Raw genomic sequence first — 18,270 nt, 5'->3', positions numbered from 1 at the left:
GAAGCAAAACAGCCCAACGCAGCAGCGGCCGGCTCCCTGGTAGGGGGCCGGCCGCTGATGCGTTGGGGCCTCAAGCCCGAGCCGAGGCGAAAAAAAGAAAGCCCCGACCCTCCTGTTGCAGCAGGGTAGCAGGCCGGGGCTTTCTTGGGGTCGCATCTTTTTCACTCACATACGGACCCTTATCTGGTACGCCGCGGGGGCGTGGTATGCCTATGGATGTAAAAACCGGGCCAATAGTTGTCTGCCGGCCGCAAAGTTCATCTGTCAGGTATAGAACGATTGGGAGGCCAGCGGGTTACAGGAAAACGCTCGGGGTGTCGGCAAGTGCCTTATAGGGCCCGTGCAGGCCGAAAATGACGCCTGCCGACCTAGTTCCAGGCCTACTCGCTGACGGCCCGCACGCTGGAGGCGCCCACGGCACTGCGGCGCACATCGGTGGGCGAGCCGCTGTATTCGATAACGCTGGCTCCGGTGGCATCAGCCTTCAGTTCGCCGGTAACGTGTACCCGAACTTTGCTGGCCCCTACCACATCAATGTCGGCGTTGCGGGCCGTGAAGCTTGCTCCGGTTACCTGGCAGGCGCCGGCGCCGTCAATTTTCAGCTCGGTGGCCGAACCCCGCAGGGCTGCCCGGCAGGCGCCGGCCAGGTCCATGCTCAGCTCGTTGAACTGGCCGTCGAGGACCAGCTGCGAGCCGCCGGCCTGCTCCACGCTCAAATCGCCGGTGCCGAAGCCGCTCACCTGGGCACGAGCCCCGCCCACCAGCTGCAGGTGGTTGAGCTCGGGCAGCTCGATGGTAACCAGCACCCGGGCTTTGTCGGAAGAAAAGTCGCCCAGCCGGAACATGCTGCGGTTGCGGGGCTTGATAACCAGCCCGTTGCCATCGCGCTCCACCAGCAGCTGGCGCAGGGCATCGTCGGAGCCGGCGGCCCGGATGGAGTAGCGGCGGCTGGGGCGCACCACCACCCGGTAGGGGCCCACCACCGACACGTGCTCGAAGCCCGACTCGGAGTAGTTGCGGCGGCCCGCGCCGTAGCCGTTCTCGGAGGTGTCGAATCTGTCAACTGAGCCAAAATCGAGGTTGATGTTAGCATCGGCGCGGCCCTCGTTGTAGTCGGCGCTTTCCTCGTTGTCGGTGTCGTCGGTGCTGCCGCCGCGCAGGTCGGCATCGGTGCAGTTGAGGCACTGCAGGCGGTTGCCCTGCATGCGGTACACGAAGTTCTCGGGCTTGTAAGGCTCGCGGCCGGCCACGTAGTCATCCGAGTCCAGCCAGCTGGCAAAGTCCTCGCTCATGCGGAAGGTGCGGCTGCGGGGCATAAGCAGGCGCAGGCGCATCTGCTGGTCGCGCAGGCGGGCGCTGGGCTGGAAGGTGAAGTGGTCGTCCACGCTCAGGGTCGAGTCGTTGAGGATGCGCAGGTTATGGGTGGTGGAGGTGGCGGCGGTGCGGCGGGCCACCGAATCGGAGGAGCCTTTGGCCGAGATGATGCGCTCCAGGCGTGGGGCCTGGGCACTGTCGATGCCAATCAGGTCGAGGTTCACCCACTGGTCGTTGTCGAGGCGGCGGCGCTCCAGCAGCAGCCGGGGGCTGCTCAGGCCGTTCAGGGCCACGGTTTGCGTTACCTCTGCCTCGCGCTTGAACTCGCGGCCGACTTTGAGGGCCGCCGCCGAACTGCCCACGATGCCCAGCAGCCAGAGGCCCAGCAGCGTGAGGTTGCCGGCCCGCGACATAATGGGGCGGCGCAGTAGCAAACTCAAACCGGTAAGCAGCAGGGCCAGAGCCGGAATGCCAATCAGCAGAAAGAACGACAGCACGGCCCAGACCGACACATCATTGAAGAGCAGGAAGGGCTGCAGCGGGCCAAAGTCGCCCCAGTTGGGCGCCGAAGTCAGCCCCAGGCCCACGCCCAGCCCCAGGATAATGGGCAGCAGCAGGCTGAAACCCGTCAGGATGAGGATGCCGCCCACCACGGCCCGGATGATGCCGCCCAGCCCGTTGAGCACCGGCCGGATGTTGCTGAACGAATCTTCGAGAAACGTGCCCACGGGCCGGTTATTAGGCGTGCCAGTGTCGGAGCCGGCGGCGTAGGGGTTGTCGCGCAGGTTGGAGTCGAGGGCCGAGAGCGTAACGGCCGCGCCGCGCATGCGGAGCCGGTCGGAGGCCGTTTTGGCCTCGGGCAGCAGAATCCAGAGGGCCAGGTAGAGCGGGAAGGCGAAGCCACCGGCAAACAAGCCCACCAGGAACAGAATCCGGATCAGCACCACATCGACCCGGAAGTAGGCGGCCAGACCGGCCGATACGCCGCCCACTTTGCCGTTGTCGGTGTCGCGGTAGAGCTTCTTGAACGCCGGATCTTCGTCGGCCGGGGTGGCGTCGTAGCGCTTGGGCAGCGCAATCCAGAGCACCACGTACACCAGTACTGCCAGCCCGCCCAGGCTGAACCCCTCGAAGCGGTAGAACTGGTCGTCGAAATCAAACACCCGCCGCGTAATGGGCTTGACAAGCGCCAGGGCCAGGAAAGCCAGCCGGATCCAGAGCGGATTGACGGCGAAGTAGCGGGCAATACCGGCGGCTACGCCCGCCACTTTGCGGTTGGCCATGTCGCGGTACAGGCGCTTGGGGCTTCCGTCGGTTTCGTCGGTAGTGGGGGGCACGTCGGTGGCGGAGGCGCCGCTGCCCGAGCCGCTGCCGGCGTTGCCGGTGTAGGTGCCCTGGGCCGAGCCGTTGGCGACGGCCGCGGCCAGCAGCTGCTCGTCGTCGTCGGCCTCATCGGCGGGCTGAAAGTCGCTCACGCGGCCCATTTTGGCGGTCATGGCCTCCACATCTTCCAGGGTGATGACCTGCTTGAGCGGGGAGAGGCGGGCGGCGAACAGCTCGGCAATGCGGCTTTCGATGTCGGCCACAATTTCCTCGTGCCCGCGGTAGCCGCTGAAGTGGGCTTTCACCTCGGCCAGGTAGCGGCTGAGCACCTCGTAACCGTCTTCCTCGATGTGGAAGATCATGCCTTGCAGGTTGATGCTGATGTTCTTTTTCATGATCGTGGTTGCTGCAACAAGTCAACAATAGGAAAGGGAGGGAGAGAAGCGGGCGGCGCTCAGAGCGCCGGGGCGGCGCCGGGTTTCTGGCGGATGATGCGCACCGACTCCTGGACTTCTTCCCAGGTCAGGCGCAGCTGGTGCAGAAACTCCTGCCCAACCTCCGTGAGCGTGTAGTATTTGCGGGGCGGGCCACTCATGGATTCTTTCCAGGTGTAGTCCAGCAGGCCCGCATTCTTGAGGCGCGTGAGCAACGGGTAGAGCGTCCCTTCCACGACCAGCATGCGCGCCGCCGTCAGCTCGTCGAGCATATCGGAGGCGTACACTTCGCCGCGGGCAATGATTTCGAGGATGCAGAACTCCAGAATGCCCTTCCGCATCTGCACTTGGGTGTTCTCGACTTTCATAAGTGAAGGCAGATTGGGTGGATGAATGAGTCAAGGTAGCAAAAGGTACTATGTAAAACAAGGTACTGTTGAAATATATTTTTGGTTGCCTGTTTTTTCCGGTTGGTCGCCTCTTTGGGGGCCTGCGGCTAAGGCGCGGGGTCGTATCTTTGAGCTGCCGTTTTTAGGTGTTTATCGGGAAAGGCAATCCGCGATGCACTATTAGCAAGTATCTTGCGTTGCTGCCGCACGGTGTTTTTCCTCCTCTATCGGGTTTCTGCTTGACGCTACTTTCTATGCCCCACTTCTTCGCTTCCAAGGCCCTGCTGCTGGGCGCGGGCCTGAGTTTGCTGGCCCTGGCGCCGGCGCTGGCCCAGACCAAAACGCCCAAATACAGCAACGAATTTCTGAACGTGGGCGTGGGCGGCCGGGCCCTGGGCATGGGCAAAGTGCAGGTCAGTTTGGCCAATGATGCCACCGCCGGCTACTGGAACCCGGCCGGTTTGGTAAGCCAGAAAAACAAGTACGACGGCGTGCTGATGCACTCCGAGCTGTTTTCGGGCATCGTGAAAAACGACTACGCCGGCTTCGGCATGAAGCTCGACGAGAAAAGCGCCCTGGGCGTGAGCCTGATCCGGCTGGGCGTAGACGACATTGCCGACACCCGCAACCTGGTAAACGAGTACGGCTACATCGACTACAACAACATCCGCTACTTCTCGGTGGCCGACTACGCGCTGCTGCTCTCCTACGCCCGCCAGATCGGGAGCATCGAGGGCCTGCAGGTGGGCGCCAACGCCAAAGTCATCTACCGCAACATCGGCTCGTTTGCCGATGCCGTGGGCTTCGGTATTGATGCCGGCGTGCAGTACCGCCGCAACGGCTGGCAGCTGGGCCTGATGGCCCGCGACATCACCACCACCTACAACGCCTGGACCATTCACCGCGACCAGTTCGAGGGCTCGGCCAACGCGCTGGACAAGATTCCGGAAAACAGCACCGAAATCACGCTGCCGCTCTTCGTGTTGGGGGGCGCCCGCCGCTTCGAGCTGCCCGGCGAGTTCACGGCCCTGGCCGCCCTCGATATGGAGCTGAGCACCGACGGCCAGCGCAACACGCTGGTATCGAGCAAAGCCGTCAACCTCGACCCGCGCGCCGGCCTGGAGCTGGGCTACAAGAACCTGGTATTTCTGCGCGGCGGCGTGGGCAACGCCCAGCAGGTGCAGTCGTTCACGGGCTCCGAAACCTGGAAAGTGCAGCCCAGTCTGGGCCTGGGCCTGGCCCTCAACGGCCTGCGCCTCGATATGGCCCTGACCCGCTTGGCCGTGGAAAAGCTGGGCCAACGCTCGCAGCCCACCTCCATCATCGTCTCGCTGGGCTACGGCCTTAAGTGAGCTGTTAGCTGAGAGCTATTTGCGGTTAGCATTTCGTGCTGACGGATAATAGTTTTCAGTCGGAACAGTACAGTTATGAGCCGGTCAGCTCAATGTTCCTGACCCTTTTTTGGAACGAAAGCTAACCGCTATCAGCTAAAAGCTACCAGCTTAAAAAACATGAAACACCACTACCTGAAAACCGCGTGGCTGGTGCTGCTGCTGAGCCTGTTGGGGCTGGCCGCCGCACAGGCGCAGTCGGGCCCCTACGGCAACGAGTGGCTCACCCCCGGCCAGCCGTACTATAAAATTAAGGTGGCCCGCGACGGCCTGTACCGGCTCGATTACGCCTATCTGCAACGCGCCGGCCTCAACAGCGGCAACCCGGCTCAGCTGCAGCTGTGGCGGCGGGGCAAGGAGGTAGCCATCCACGTCGGCGGTAACCCAACCACGCTCGATGCCAACTCGTTCGTCGAGTTCTTCGGCCAGCGCAACGACGGTCAGCTCGACCGGGGCATGTACAAAGACCCGGCCGACCAGGTGCACCGCCTCTATAGCCTCTACACCGATACGGCGGCCTATTTCCTCACCTTGTCGCCCACGGCCCAGGGCAAGCGCATGGCCCAGCCTCAGGCTGCGGCCACCACGCTGCACCCCAACTGGCTTACCCAGCGCATCCAGCTGGTCGTTAACGAGTGGTCTAGCATCAGCGAAGACCGGAATGTATACCAGCCCTGGATGGAGTCGGGCGAGGGATTTTTCTCGCGTCCCATCGGCTTCCGCGGCACCAGAGAAATAGGCGCCTCGTACAACACCTTCACCGTAGACTCGCTGACTGATATAGCCGGGGTACCTACGCTGGAAATGGTGGTAACCGGCGTGAGGGCCATTACCCGCACGGTTTTCGTGACGCTTCTATCGGGCTCCAGCCCCCGGGAGCTGGGCTCATTCCCCGTTACCGACTTTGGTAGCTACACTTTTCGCACGGCGCTGCAAGCCTCCGATATCGGGGCCGACGGCAAACTACGGGTGAAAGTGACAGCCCCGCAGGTGCCCAATTACGACAAAGACAACTTTGTGCGCGTTGGCTATCTGCGGGTGACGTATCCGCAGGCCCGTCGCTGGGTGGCGGGCAAGGCGGGCGTTGCGTTTCTGTCCGACTCCACTGCTGCCGGTCCGGCTGCTTACCAGTTCGAAAACCTGCCCGCAAGCGTCGTGGGCTACGATGTAGCCGATCCGGCTAACGTAGTGCGGGTGCTGCCCCAAACGGTGGGCAGCGCCAGCCTGTTCGTATTTCCGGGCACCAGCAGCAACTCGCACGCCCTGCGCCTGCACGACGTAGCCCGTGCCTTTGTACCACCGCTGCCGGCCCAGCGGGTGCTTTTCCGCTCACTGCCAACTACGGCCAACTTTCTGGTGGTAAGCGCCCAAGGACTAATGCAGCCCACGGCCGATGGCGCCACTGCTAATGCCGTGCGCAGCTATTCGTCGTACCGGGCTTCGGCCGAGGGGGGCAAGTATGATACGCTGACCGTTAGCACCGAACAACTCTACGACCAATTTCACTACGGCGAGAAATCGGCGCTGGCAATCCGGCAGTTTGCGCAGTGGATGCTGGCTACTGGCGGCTCCAAGCAGCGCTACCTGCTGCTACTGGGCAAGGGCTACGAAACGGGCACCGCTATCAACGGCCGCTATCATCGGCAGGCTTCACCCGCCCAGTATCGGGGCACGCCCGACTATGTGCCCACCAGCTCGCGGGGCGCCTCCGATGCCTTCTTTACGGCTGATTGGCAGAAAGGCGACTACGTAAGCCGCATGGCCACCGGCCGGGTGGCGGCCAACAACCCCACCCAGATAATGAATTACCTGGGCAAGCTACGCGAGCACGAAGCCCTGGGCCTGGAGCCCTGGCGGCGCAACGTGCTGCTGATGTCGGGTGGCGAAGATGAGGGCGAGCCGGAAGAGTTTAAGGGTTACGTGGAAGAGTACGGCCGCATTATGCAGAAGCCCTTCTTCGGCGCGCGCATCGTCCGTTTCCTCGACCGGATTGGCCGGCTGGGCTACGAGCCCATCACCGTCGATATTACGCCGCAGGTAAACGAGGGCGTATCCCTTATCAGCTATTTCGGCCACGGGGGCTTGCGCTATATCGATCTGAACCCGACCAATATTCTGGCCCCGGCAAGCGGCTACGCCAACAAAGGGCGTTACCCGGTGATGTTCTTTAGTGGCTGCGTGGCCGGCAATGCCTTTACCGGCGGAGGTTCGACAGGCGAAGACTGGATGCTGGTGGCCGATAAGGGCTGCATCGGCTTCATGAGCAACTCGTCGCTCGATATTGCCGCCAACATCGATCAGGTAGATAAGCTAACCTACACGCTGCTGCTCACCGACCCACAATGGTACGGCCGGCCGGTGGTAGAGGTGCAGGCCGAGGCGTTCCGGCGCCTGCAGTCCAAGCTGCTGGCCGGGGGCTACAACCAGTTTGCCGTGCCTTCCATCATGAGCACCATCTGGCAGGGCGACCCGGCGCTGCGGCTGTTCTCGCCCGAGCGGCCCGATTTCCAGACGGCCGACAACCGCCTGCAGCTCGCGCCATCGGTGGTGCCGGCCACGCCCAACGCGCCGTTTGAGTTGCGCCTGGGCGTGAGCAACCCCGCCAAGTACACCCGCGGCCCGCTACCGATTCGGGTAACGCGCTCGGTGGGCAGCAAAATCAGCACCTTCGATTTTGTGGTGCCCCAGGCCCGCCAGGATACCACGTACACGCTGGCCCTGACCAACCCGGCCATTGGCAGTGTGGCCGGTCAGAATACGTTCCAGGTAGATATCGACCCCGAAAATGTCATTCCCGAACTCGACGAAACGAACAACCGCGCCACGCTCACTTACACCTTCCTGACGGGCGGCGTAACTACGCTCAGCCCGCCCGAATTCGCTATTGTGGGTTCCAACGAGGTGCGGCTGGTGGCGCAAAGCAATGTACCCACCACCATCAGCCGCGAGTACGACCTGGAGCTGGACACGACTCAGACCTTTGCTAATCCGCTGCGTCAGGCGCGACTGACGGCCGTGATGGTGCCCGAGTGGACGCCCGAACTGCCTACCCTGGCCGGCCAGCCCGACAGCGTGGTGTGGTACTGGCGGGTGCGCCTGCACACGCCGCAGGGCGACGAAAGCCCCGACTGGGCCGTTAGCTCGTTCCGCGTAATCAAGGGCCGCACGCAGGGCGGTTGGTCGCAGAGCCACCCCGGCCAGTTCCGCCGCGACGAGCGTAACGGCGTGGAGGTGGCCGTGCCCGGCGGCCAGTGGAGCTTCAATGCCGACACCCGACAGGCGACTATTACCTCCACGCGCATCGGCCCGGCCCGGCAGTGGGAAACGCTTTACCACACCATCCGCACCCCATCAGGAACGGACTACACGCTCAAGCTGCTGGGCATCGACAGCCTGGGCAACACCACCGTGCTTAACCCCAACGTTACGAGCCGCGAACTGGCGCTGAACACCGTGTCGGCCAAGCTCTACCGCTACCTGCAGCTGCAGGCCACGCTTACAACCGACGGCTCCTCGGGCCAGACTCCGCAGCTGGAGCAGTGGCTGGTAACCTACCAGGGCGTACCCGAAGGCGTGGTGCGCCCCAGCGTTACTCCACTTACGGCCGCCCAGCTCACGGACCAAATCCAGAAAACCGGTTCGGTTACGGTGCCAGTGGCTTTCCAGAACGTTTCGGATTTCGACTTTAGCGCGCCGCTGGTGGGCTACATCGTGCTGCGTTCGGGCACGGCCGGCGCCCCACGCGAACGATACTACGCGCTACAGGGGCCGGCGCTGCTGGCCCACACCCAGCAGACGTACAACGTAACCCTCGATGCCCGCAGCCTCTACGGTACGCTTTCGGGGCAGGTGGTGCTCAACCCGCGCCGCCAGCCCGAGCAGAACTACTTCAACAATGAGCTGGAGCTGCCGCCCTTCGAGGCAATCAACAACGATACGCCGCCGGTGCTCGATGTGGCCTTTGATGGCCGGCACCTGCTTAATGGTGAAATCGTGTCTTCAAGGCCCGTTATCAGCGTGCAGCTGCGCGATTTGGACAAGCTGCGCCCGATTCAGGACCGCAACAACTTCCTGCTGGTTCTCACCCGTCCGGGGGGCACCGGCCAGTCGGTTGACTTGAATGCGGCCGGCGTTACGTTCGTGGCCGACTCAGCCAAGGGCACAGCGCGGCTGGAGTACCAGCCCGGCAAGGCCCAGCCGCTGGCCGATGGCGTGTACACGCTGGAAGTGCAGGGCCGCGACGGCTCGGGCAACCTGGCCGGCACCGAGCCCTACCGCATCACGTTCGAGGTAGTTTCCAGTGCCGGTATCACCAACGTTTTCCCGTATCCGAATCCGGTAACCAGCAAAACCCGCTTCGTTTTCACCCTGACCGGGGCCACGCCGCCGCGCAACATGAAAATCCAGATTGTGAGCCTGACGGGCCGGGTAGTCAAGGAAATCATGATGGAGGAAATGGGCCCGCTACGCATCGGTAACAACATCACCGAGCAGTACTGGGACGGCACCGATACCTACGGCGACCGGCTGGCCAACGGCACTTACCTCTACCGCGTGGTGCTCGACGACCCCACCGGCGAGTTCAATCACCGCGCCACCACCGCCGACAAGGCCTTCAAAAAGGACTGGGGCAAGCTGGTGCTTCTGCGGTGATTTGGTGAAGGAAGTGCTGTCATCCTGAGCGCAGCGAAGGACCTATACAGAAGCTATATCGGTTGATTAGCCTCTGTATAGGTCCTTCGCTGCGCTCAGGATGACAGCACTTCCTTCACCAAATCACCGCAGAAGCACCAAATCACTTTCTACCGCCGCCGCAGCGTGACGAAGCTGAATGCGTAGGCATGTTGTTCGTCGGGTTCGTGCCGCTCGCGGGTTTCCTCGCGCCATTCGCCGGGCAGAAGGTCGGGGAAGGTGATGTCGCCCTCGAAATCGTGGTGAACTTCGGTCAGGTACACGGTATCGGCGGCGGGCAGGGCCTGCTGGTAGATTTCGCCGCCCCCGATGACGAAGATGTCCTCGTCGGTGGTGCGGGCCATTTCCAGGGCCTGCAGCACCGAGGCCGCCACTTCGCAGCCTTCTGCCTGCCAGTCGGCCTGGCGCGTGACGACGATGTTGCGCCGCTTGGGCAGCGCCCGCCCGATGCTGTCGTAGGTGCGCCGGCCCATGATGATGGGATGATTGAGCGTGAGCTGCTTGAAGTGCTTTAAATCCAGCGGCAGGTGCCAGAGCAGGCGGTTTTCGCCCCCGATAACGCCGTTATCGGCCACGGCTACAACGAGTGCGGTCATGAGGTGAGATGGTGAGATAGTGAAATGGTGAGTTGCCGTTCAGCGGGCAAAACGATTACCATTGCCCGCAAGATGCTTCGCGCTGCTCAGCATGACATACCCTGTATTGGTAACTGGCAACTGAATCAGCCCAGCAGCTTTACGTCGAAGCCACGCAAAAAGTCCTGGATGGGCAGGCGCTTCTTGCCTTCGAGCTGCACATCAAGCAGGTCGAGCAGGCCGTCGGCGGTTTGCAGGCGCAGGTAGTGGCGGCCGTCGGTGTGCCACTGGCCGGCGCCGCCCATATCGGGGCCGCTGGCTTCCTCGTCGCTGAAGGGCTGAGCGCGGAACACCTTGAGCGTGCGGCCGTCGGGCAGCTGAAGGAAGGCCGTGGGAATGGGGGAGAGGCCGCGCACAAGGTTGGCCAGCGCCGGGGCCGAGTGCTGCGTGGGGTCGAGGCGCCCGGTTTCCTTCGTGAGCTTGGGCGCGGGCCGCAGCTCCGGCAGTTCGGGCTGCGGAATGCTGGGCGCCTGCCCGGCGGCAATGGCCTGCACCGAGCGAAGCGCCAGCCGGGCCCCGGCGGCCTTCAGCTTTTCATAGAGTGAGCCGAAGTCGTCCTCCGGCGCAATGTCCACGGCATCCTGGTAAATCAGGTTGCCGGTGTCGATTTCGTGGCGCAGGAAAAAGCTGGTCACGCCCGTCTGAGTGTCGCCGTGGATGAGGGCCCAGTTGATGGGCGCCGCGCCCCGGTACTGCGGCAGCAGCGAGGCGTGGACGTTGATGGAGCCCCGCGGTGGCATGTTCCAGACGGCCTCGGGCAGCATCCGGAAGGCCACCACCACCTGCAAATCGGCCCCGTAGCCCTTCAGCTCGGCCTGAAATTCGGGTGCTTTGAGGTTGGTGGGCTGGAGCACCGGCAGACCGTGCGCTTCGGCCGCCGCCTTCACGGCCGAGCCCTGCAGTTGCCGGCCCCGTCCGGCGGGCTTGTCGGGCGCCGTTACCACGGCCACCACCTGGCAGCCTTCCCAGCTTAGCAGGGCTTCGAGCGTGGGCACCGCAAATTCGGGCGTGCCCATGAAGATGATGTTTAGCATGGTAGTTCGGGAGTTTTTAGCCCGCAGAGGACGCAGTGTTTTCGCAGAAGGCGCAGTGCAGTTCAATAGAACGACACTGCGCCTTCTGCGAAAACACTGCGTCCTCTGCGGGAAATGATGACAGAACTACTCAAAATCCGGGTAAAGCAGGTACTTCTTCCGCAGCACCTTATACTGGCCCAGCTTCGGCTCCCACGAGGCCCGGATTTCGGCTTCCGACTTGCCGGCTATGATTTGCTGGCGGGTATCGGCCGTACCTATCAGGCGCTCGAAGCCGCTGGTGAAGAACCTGTCTTTGGCCGTGCTCTGGTTGTAATAATCAATCAGATAAGAAAGCGTGAAGCCGATTTCGCCGATGCCTTTCAAATCCTGGCCGTAGCAGCGCTTGCCGTTCTGGGGCGGCGAGGTGGAGCCGGGGTTGGGCGTGGGCACGAAGCTGAACGGGCGGCTGGTGGGCTGGGTGGGCGCCCCAATCACCTCGAAGGGCCGATCGGTGCCGCGGCCTACGCTCACGTCGGTGCCCTCGAACAGGCACAGGCTGGGGTAGAGGTCTACCGAGTGGGCGGTGGGCAGGTTGGGGGAGGGGCGCACCGGCAGCGCGTAGCGCGTGGCGTGGGTGTAGCCCGCCACCGGCACCACCGTCAGGCGGCACTGCTTGCCACCGGCCAGCCACTTTTCGCCGTTGATCATCTGGGCCAGCTCGCCTACCGTGAGGCCGTGCACCACCGGAATCGGGTGCATGCCCACGAAGGTTTTGTACTTGGGCTCCAGCACAGGGCCGTCTACGTACCAGCCGTTGGGGTTGGGCCGGTCGAGGATGATGACCTCCTTGTTCTGCTCGGCGGCGGCTTCCATCACGTAGTGCATCGTGCTGATGAAGGTGTAGAAGCGCGCGCCCACGTCCTGGATGTCGAACACCAGCACATCAATGTCGCGCAGCATGTCGGGCGTTGGTTTTTTGGTGGCCCCGTATAAGCTCAGCGCCGGCAGGCCGCTGCGGGCGTCCTTGCCGTCTTTGATGGTGGCCCCGTCGGCCGCCTCGCCCCGAAAGCCGTGCTCCGGCCCGAAAATGACCTTCACGTTCACGCCCTTGCTCAGCAGCGTATCCACCAGAAAGGCCTGGCCCACGCGGGCCGTCTGGTTCACCACCAGGCCCACGCGCTTGCCCTTCAGCAGCGGCAGATACTCCTCGAACCGGGCGGCGCCCACCTGCAGGGGCGCGGCGGCCGGCTGCTCCAGCACCACCTGGGGCGGCGCGGCCACGGCCTGCGACTGGGGCGGGGGGCTGGCCGGGGCCGAAGCGGCCCCGGTCTGGGGCGGGCGGGCGGTGCAGTCGGTGAGCAGCAGCGTGAAGCTCAGCAGGGCCTGGGGCAGGAAAGAAGGCATGGGGCGGGTGGAAAACTAGCCGGATTCATCTAGCTTTACGCCAGTGAACGTTTCGAAGTACATATCTACGAAGATTGACGGAGCCGACGCGGGGTCGTTTACCTCGTCGGTGACAAAGATAGCCATCATCAGCATTGCCATGGGCCTGGCCGTGATGGTGGTGTCGTTTGCCATTCTGGAGGGTTTCCGCAACGAAATCCAGAACAAAATCTTCTCCTTCGGCTCGCACCTGCAAATCAGCAAGTACGACACCAACAACTCACTCGAAGCCGAGCCCATCGGCCAGCCCCAGCTGCTGCGCGAGCTGCAGGCCAACCCGCAGGTGGCCACCATCCAGCCTTTCGCCCGCAAAACGGCCATCATCAAAACCAAGGATGAGGTGCTGGGCGTGGTGATTAAGGGCATTGACGAGAAAACCAGCCCTTCCTCGATGCGCCAGAACCTGGCCGCCGGCAAGTTCATCGCCTTCCCCGACTCCTCGGCCAGCAACGACGTGCTCATCTCGCGCAAAGTGGCCGACAAGCTGCGGCTCAACGTCGGCGACAAGGCCCTATTCTACTTTATCCAGAACCCGCCGCGGGTGCGCCAGTTCGTGGTCAGCGGCATCTACCAGACCGGCCTCGACGAATTCGACGAGGCCTTCGTGATTGGCGACATCCGCCAGATCCGCGACCTGAACGCCTGGTCCGATACGCTGGTGGGCGGCCTCGAAGTCACGCTCAAAAACTTCAACCGCCTCGACCCGGTAGCCGACAACCTCTACGAAAGCCTGCGCTACGACCTCAAGCTCGACAAGATTACCGAGCAGTACGTGCAGCTGTTCGAGTGGCTGAAGCTGCTTAACCGCAACGTGGTTATCTTCCTGGTGCTCATTATCTTCGTGGCGACCTTCAACATGGTGGCCACCATTTTCATCATGATTCTGGAGCGCACCAACATGATTGGCGTGCTCAAGGCCATCGGGGCCACCGACAACCAGATCCGGAGTATGTTCTTTTTCCGCGGTCTGAGCCTGACGGTGCGCGGCATTTTCTGGGGCAACCTGATCGGGCTGGGCTTCTGCGCGGTGCAGTACTTTTTCCACCTCATTCCGCTCGACCCCGAGAACTACTACATGGACCGCGTGCCCATCCACTGGGACTGGACCATCATCCTGCTGCTGAACGTGGCCACCTTCCTCACCTCGCTGCTGGCCGTGCTCATTCCAACCTACCTGATTGCCCGCATCAAGCCCGTAGCGGCCATCAAGTTCGACTGACCACGGATTAGCCCGGATTTAAACGGATTTCACGGATTTTGTAGTCGGCGCGGTCAACTATCAAGTTACAGTTGCTTCCCGTTGAATAGAAAAGGGCCGCCCTACGCAGGGCGGCCCTTTTCAATCGTCCACGAAATCCGTGAAATCCATTTAAATCCGAGCTAATCCGTGGTCTGGTCCGCTACAACCACTTACTCTGTAAGATTAAGTTTGGGTCGGGGCACAGGGCGGCCCAGGTTTCGCGCTCCGACACTAGGCCCACGCCGGGGAAGTCGCCCACGCGGCCCTGCAGGTCGGCGATGAGCTGGAAGTGCAGGTGCGGCGGCCAGTCGCCGTTTTCGGGGGCGGGGCCTACTTCGGCGAAGGTGTCGCCCTTATCTACCACCAGGCCGGGGCGCAGCAGGGCCGTTTCGCGGCGCGTGAGGTGGCCGTAGAGCGTGTAGAAAACGGTGCCTTCCAGCTCGTGCTGCAGAATGACGGTGGGGCCGTAGTTGCCGTGGCCTTCGTTGTCGGCGAGGCTGTGCACGATGGCCGGCAGCGGGGCCAGCACCGGCGTGCCGGCTCGCAGCCACACATCCACGCCCAGGTGCAGCGAGCGGGCGGGGGCCGCGGGGTCGGCGTCGAACAGGCCGGGGCTGCGGCGGTAGATGACGCGGTCTTCGAGGTAGCCGCCCACGCCAATCAGCGCGTTTTTGTCGGCCAGCAGCCGGGCCACCAGCTGGTCGAAGGCGGCCGTGTCGTGCAGATTGGCGGCCGTAAGCAGCGGGTTGGCGGCCGTGAAATCGAGGCGGGCCACCTCGGGCGAGCTGAGGTCGACGGGCAGCACGGGCCCGAAATCGGTTTGGTGGCGAAGCAGGAGGTCGGAAAGCATTGAGTGGGGTTAAAAGAACGTTGGCATGCGGAGCGAAGCCGAAGCATCTCTGCTGCAATGCTAACCAAACGGCAGGATTACTTTGGCGGTAGCGATGCTTCGGCTTCGCTTGGCATGACAACGTACCAATCAGCGCCGCCCCATATTCCGTACGAGAAACAAAAATCGAAATAACGAACTTTGTGTTCAAACCCACCCAATCTACCCGCTTGCCCTTATGAGTAGCCCCTACCTGACGCTGAATGTTGTTGAGCTGACCCAGGAAACCCCCGACGCCGTTACCATCCACTTCGAGCGGGCCGACCGCCAGCCCGTGGCCTGCCAGCCCGGCCAGTTCCTGACCCTGATTCTGCCCTGCGGACCGGGCGGCAAAAAGGAGCGCCGGGCCTACTCGCTCAGCAGCACCCCCGGCGAGGCCCCGCGCCTGGCCGTTACGGTGAAGCGCGTTTCGGGCGGCTTGGTGAGTAACTATCTGCTCGATACGGTGCAGGTGGGCCAGCAACTGGAGGTGATGGCGCCGCTGGGCAACTTCGTGCTGGCGCCCCAGCCCCAGGCCGCCCGCTCGATTGTGCTGGTGGGCGCCGGCTCGGGCATCACCCCGCTCATGAGCATGCTCAAGGCTATTCTGCGCGAAGAGCCCAAGAGCCACGTGCTGCTCGTGTATGGCAACCGCAACGAGGACGCCGTAATTTTTGCCGACCAGCTCCGGGCGCTGGAGCAGCAGTACGCCGGCCGTTTCCAGGTCGAGCACGTGTTCAGCCAGCCGCTGCGGCCCTCGGCCGAGCACAAGCACACCGGCCGCCTCAACCGCACCACGCTGCTGCGCATTCTGGAGCAGCGCCACCAGTTTCCGGCCGCTCAGGCCGAGTATTTCCTCTGCGGCCCCGATGGCATGATGCAGGAAGTGCAGGCTGCCCTGGAACTGCTGGGCGTGCCCGCCAGCCGCGTGCGCCGCGAGAGTTTCGTGGCCGCCGCCGACACGGCCGAGGCCGCCGCGGCCCAGCCCAACGGCCACGGCGACGTTTCGACGGCTGCCGATGACGACCAGAATGGCACCCGCACCGTTACCATCCAGTACGAAGGCTCGGAGTACCAGTTTGAGGTGAGCCCCGAGCAGACCATCCTCGAAGCCGCCCTCGACCTCGACATTGACCTGCCCTACAGCTGCCAGGCGGGCCTGTGCACCGCCTGCCGCGGCAAGTGCCTGTCGGGCAAAGTCCACCTCGACGAGCGCGAGGGCCTCTCCGATTCCGAAATGAACCAGGGCTACGTGCTTACCTGCGTCGGCCACCCGCTCACGAGCGACGTGGTGATTGAGATTGGGTAGGGTTGAAAAGTTAGAAGCCAGGAGCTAGCATGGAACGTCATTCAGAGCGAAGCGAAGAATCTCGCAAGAAGTCGTTGAAACGGCCGTTGAACTACGTCACGCGAGATTCTTCGCTTCGCTCTGAATGACGTTCCATGCTAGCTCCTGGCTTCTAACTCCTGGCTTCTATCGTATAGCTCCTGGCATCAAACTTTTAGCTTCCAAAACAATGCTTTCATCGCCCGCCGCCGACCTCGCCACCGACACCCAGCGCCCGCCCCGCCAGTACCTGCCCGAAACCTTCGCGGTTACCGACTGGGCGGCCATCGAGCCCTACTTCACGGAGTTGCGCGACCGGGAAATAACGTCGGCCGCCGAGCTGGAGCGCTGGCTGCTGAACCGCTCGGAGCTGGAAGCGGCGCTGAGCGAAGACCTGGCCTGGCGCTACATCCGCATGACCTGCGACACCCAGGATGCGGCGCGCACCGAGGCATTTCAGTTTTTTGTGAACGAGATTGAGCCCCACGTGGCGCCCTACGACCACGCCCTGAACGAGAAGATGCTGGCCTCGGAGTTTCTGTCGGAGCTGGATGAAGCCCGCTACCGGGTGTTCATCCGCTCGGTGCGGCAGGCGCTGGAAATCTACCGGCCCGAAAACATTGCTCTCAAAACCGAAATCAGCACCCAGCAGCAGCAGTACGCCGCCCTGGCCGGGGCCATGACCGTCACGCTCGACGGCGAGGAATTGACGCTGCCCCGCGCCGCCGACCGCCTCAAAAGCCCCGACCGGCAGGTGCGCGAAACGGCCTGGCGCGCCGTGCAGGAGCGCCGCCTGCAGGACGCCAAGCCGCTCGACGAGCTGTTCACGCGCCTCATCGGTCTGCGCCACCAGGTGGCGCTGAACGCAGGTTTTGCCAACTTCCGCGACTATATGTTTGCCGCCCTGGGTCGCTTCGACTACACGCCTCAGGACACGCTCAACTTCCACCGCGCCATCCGCGAAACCGTGGTGCCACTCATCGACAACCTCGACCTGGAACGCCGCCAGGACCTGAACCTGCCCGAGCTGCGCCCCTGGGACCTCGACGTGGACGTGTCGGGCCAGGCGCCGCTGCGGCCGTTTGAAACGGGGGCGGAACTGCTGGAAAAAACCACGGTTGTCTTCGACCGGCTCGACCCGTTTCTGGGCCAGTGCCTGCGCACGATGGGCCAGATGGGCAACCTCGACCTGGAAAGCCGCAAGGGCAAGGCCCCCGGCGGCTACAACTACCCGCTCGACGAAACGGGCGTGCCCTTCATCTTCATGAATGCCACCAGCAGCCTGCGCGACGTGGTAACCATGCTGCACGAGGGCGGCCACGCGGTGCACAGCTTCCTCACGCGCCGCCTGCCGCTGGGCGCCGACAAGCACCCGCCTTCCGAAGTAGCCGAACTGGCCTCGATGAGCATGGAGCTACTAAGCCTCGACCACTGGGACGTGTTTTTCTCCGACCCCGACGAGCTGCGGCGAGCCAAGCGCACGCACCTCGAAAGCGTGCTCGAAACCTTCCCCTGGGTGGCCACCATCGACAAGTTTCAGCACTGGGTGTACGAGCACCCCACCCACAGCGAGCAGCAGCGCCACGCCCGCTGGGTCGAGCTGTTCGACGAGTTTAACCAGCGCACCGTGAGCTGGCAGGGCCTGGAGCACATCAAGCCCTACCTGTGGCAGAAGCAGCTGCACCTCTACGAAGTGCCGTTTTACTACATCGAGTACGCTATGGCCCAGCTCGGCGCCATTGCCGTGTGGCGCAACTACCGCCAGAACCCGCAGGCGGCCCTGCAGGGCTACCAGCGCGCCCTGGCCCTGGGCTACACCGCGCCCATCGGCGACATTTACGCGGCGGCCGGCATCCGTTTCGATTTCAGCACCGAATACCTGCGCACCCTGGCCGACTTCGTGCAGGACGAAATGGCCAGGTTGTAGCGGCTGGCCGGCAAAGATTAGATTTCCGGCGATAAATAATTCGGTTGAAATTCAGGTTGTTGAGCGGTAAAGCGTCAGCGGCGGCCAGAAAAGCAGGCGGCTTGTTTGCATCGTAGCAATAAGCCGCCTACTTTTGCACTCCCTTCCGAAAAGGCTTTGGCCCGGCGGTAGCGGTCTGATTCTGTAGCTCAGCTGGTAGAGCAATACACTTTTAATGTATGGGTCCTGGGTTCGAATCCCAGCGGGATCACCAAAACCCCTCACTACGCCG

At 63.1% G+C, this 18,270-nt stretch carries 11 protein-coding genes and 1 tRNA gene; 6 read left to right on the top strand and 6 right to left on the bottom strand.

Features of this window, described 5'->3' with window-relative positions; all coding sequences use genetic code 11:
• Positions 1 to 380: 380 nt before the first annotated feature.
• Together H145_RS0111725 and H145_RS0111720 are read right to left on the bottom strand one after the other, a co-directional pair.
• Complete coding sequence (locus tag H145_RS0111725; RefSeq protein WP_019948344.1) at positions 381 to 3,032, bottom strand: PspC domain-containing protein; 2,652 nt, start codon at positions 3,030 to 3,032, stop codon at positions 381 to 383.
• A gap of 59 nt (positions 3,033 to 3,091) precedes the next feature.
• The gene (locus tag H145_RS0111720; protein WP_019948343.1) at positions 3,092 to 3,439 is read right to left on the bottom strand and encodes a PadR family transcriptional regulator; all 348 of its coding nucleotides are present in this window, start codon (positions 3,437 to 3,439) and stop codon (positions 3,092 to 3,094) included.
• Between the two features lie 275 nt (positions 3,440 to 3,714).
• Here H145_RS0111720 and H145_RS0111715 point away from each other — a divergent pair, with 275 nt between their 5' ends.
• Both H145_RS0111715 and porU2 read left to right on the top strand, forming a co-directional pair.
• Positions 3,715 to 4,812 carry a putative type IX sorting system protein PorV2 gene (locus tag H145_RS0111715; RefSeq protein WP_019948342.1) on the top strand — a complete coding sequence of 366 codons (1,098 nt, stop codon included), beginning with the start codon at positions 3,715 to 3,717 and terminating at the stop codon, positions 4,810 to 4,812.
• Positions 4,813 to 4,971: 159 nt separating this feature from the next.
• Positions 4,972 to 9,504: a putative type IX secretion system sortase PorU2 gene (porU2, locus tag H145_RS0111710; RefSeq protein ID WP_019948341.1), complete on the top strand. Its 4,533-nt coding sequence runs from the start codon at positions 4,972 to 4,974 to the stop codon at positions 9,502 to 9,504.
• Positions 9,505 to 9,653: 149 nt separating this feature from the next.
• Here the strand turns inward: porU2 and H145_RS0111705 are convergent, their stop codons facing one another.
• From H145_RS0111705 to H145_RS0111695, 3 genes are all read right to left on the bottom strand, one after another.
• Positions 9,654 to 10,139 (bottom strand): dihydrofolate reductase, encoded by a 486-nt coding sequence (locus H145_RS0111705; RefSeq protein ID WP_019948340.1) that lies wholly within the window; start codon positions 10,137 to 10,139, stop codon positions 9,654 to 9,656.
• 125 nt (positions 10,140 to 10,264) lie between these two features.
• The gene (gene fmt, locus H145_RS0111700; RefSeq protein ID WP_019948339.1) at positions 10,265 to 11,212 is read right to left on the bottom strand and encodes a methionyl-tRNA formyltransferase; all 948 of its coding nucleotides are present in this window, start codon (positions 11,210 to 11,212) and stop codon (positions 10,265 to 10,267) included.
• A gap of 126 nt (positions 11,213 to 11,338) precedes the next feature.
• Positions 11,339 to 12,598 carry an exo-beta-N-acetylmuramidase NamZ family protein gene (locus H145_RS0111695; protein WP_019948338.1) on the bottom strand — a complete coding sequence of 420 codons (1,260 nt, stop codon included), beginning with the start codon at positions 12,596 to 12,598 and terminating at the stop codon, positions 11,339 to 11,341.
• Positions 12,599 to 12,707: 109 nt separating this feature from the next.
• On the opposite strand from H145_RS0111695, the gene H145_RS0111690 reads away from it, so the two are divergent.
• Entirely contained in the window at positions 12,708 to 13,856 is a 1,149-nt protein-coding gene (locus H145_RS0111690) for an ABC transporter permease (RefSeq protein WP_240471699.1), read from the top strand.
• A 181-nt stretch (positions 13,857 to 14,037) separates the two neighbouring features.
• Here the strand turns inward: H145_RS0111690 and H145_RS0111685 are convergent, their stop codons facing one another.
• Entirely contained in the window at positions 14,038 to 14,727 is a 690-nt protein-coding gene (locus tag H145_RS0111685; RefSeq protein ID WP_019948335.1) for a peptidoglycan DD-metalloendopeptidase family protein, read from the bottom strand.
• A gap of 217 nt (positions 14,728 to 14,944) precedes the next feature.
• Between H145_RS0111685 and H145_RS0111680 the strand changes: the two genes are divergently transcribed.
• The 3 genes from H145_RS0111680 (at position 14,945) to H145_RS0111670 (ending at position 18,252) form a co-directional block, all read left to right on the top strand.
• Positions 14,945 to 16,054, top strand: coding sequence for a ferredoxin--NADP reductase (locus H145_RS0111680; protein WP_019948334.1), 1,110 nt, complete (start codon positions 14,945 to 14,947; stop codon positions 16,052 to 16,054).
• Between the two features lie 208 nt (positions 16,055 to 16,262).
• Positions 16,263 to 17,999 carry a M3 family oligoendopeptidase gene (locus H145_RS0111675; RefSeq protein WP_019948333.1) on the top strand — a complete coding sequence of 579 codons (1,737 nt, stop codon included), beginning with the start codon at positions 16,263 to 16,265 and terminating at the stop codon, positions 17,997 to 17,999.
• A gap of 177 nt (positions 18,000 to 18,176) precedes the next feature.
• A tRNA-Lys gene (locus H145_RS0111670) sits at positions 18,177 to 18,252 on the top strand.
• Positions 18,253 to 18,270 lie beyond the last annotated feature (18 nt).

Origin of the sequence: Hymenobacter aerophilus DSM 13606 (assembly GCF_000382225.1) — a bacterium.
GTDB classification, from domain to species: Bacteria; Bacteroidota; Bacteroidia; order Cytophagales; family Hymenobacteraceae; genus Hymenobacter; species Hymenobacter aerophilus.
Note: the sequence above shows the minus strand (reverse complement) of the source record. Positions and strands in the feature narration are given on the sequence as shown.

What these genes read in the sequence shown, in the direction of transcription:
- fmt (WP_019948339.1), bottom strand. Translation starts at nt 11,212, where the DNA reads ATGCTAAACATCATCTTCATGGGCACGCCCGAATTTGCGGTGCCCACG.
- H145_RS0111695 (WP_019948338.1), bottom strand. Translation starts at nt 12,598, where the DNA reads ATGCCTTCTTTCCTGCCCCAGGCCCTGCTGAGCTTCACGCTGCTGCTC.
- H145_RS0111680 (WP_019948334.1), top strand. Translation starts at nt 14,945, where the DNA reads ATGAGTAGCCCCTACCTGACGCTGAATGTTGTTGAGCTGACCCAGGAA.
- H145_RS0111685 (WP_019948335.1), bottom strand. Translation starts at nt 14,727, where the DNA reads ATGCTTTCCGACCTCCTGCTTCGCCACCAAACCGATTTCGGGCCCGTG.
- H145_RS0111715 (WP_019948342.1), top strand. Translation starts at nt 3,715, where the DNA reads ATGCCCCACTTCTTCGCTTCCAAGGCCCTGCTGCTGGGCGCGGGCCTG.
- porU2 (WP_019948341.1), top strand. Translation starts at nt 4,972, where the DNA reads ATGAAACACCACTACCTGAAAACCGCGTGGCTGGTGCTGCTGCTGAGC.
- H145_RS0111675 (WP_019948333.1), top strand. Translation starts at nt 16,263, where the DNA reads ATGCTTTCATCGCCCGCCGCCGACCTCGCCACCGACACCCAGCGCCCG.
- H145_RS0111705 (WP_019948340.1), bottom strand. Translation starts at nt 10,139, where the DNA reads ATGACCGCACTCGTTGTAGCCGTGGCCGATAACGGCGTTATCGGGGGC.
- H145_RS0111725 (WP_019948344.1), bottom strand. Translation starts at nt 3,032, where the DNA reads ATGAAAAAGAACATCAGCATCAACCTGCAAGGCATGATCTTCCACATC.
- H145_RS0111720 (WP_019948343.1), bottom strand. Translation starts at nt 3,439, where the DNA reads ATGAAAGTCGAGAACACCCAAGTGCAGATGCGGAAGGGCATTCTGGAG.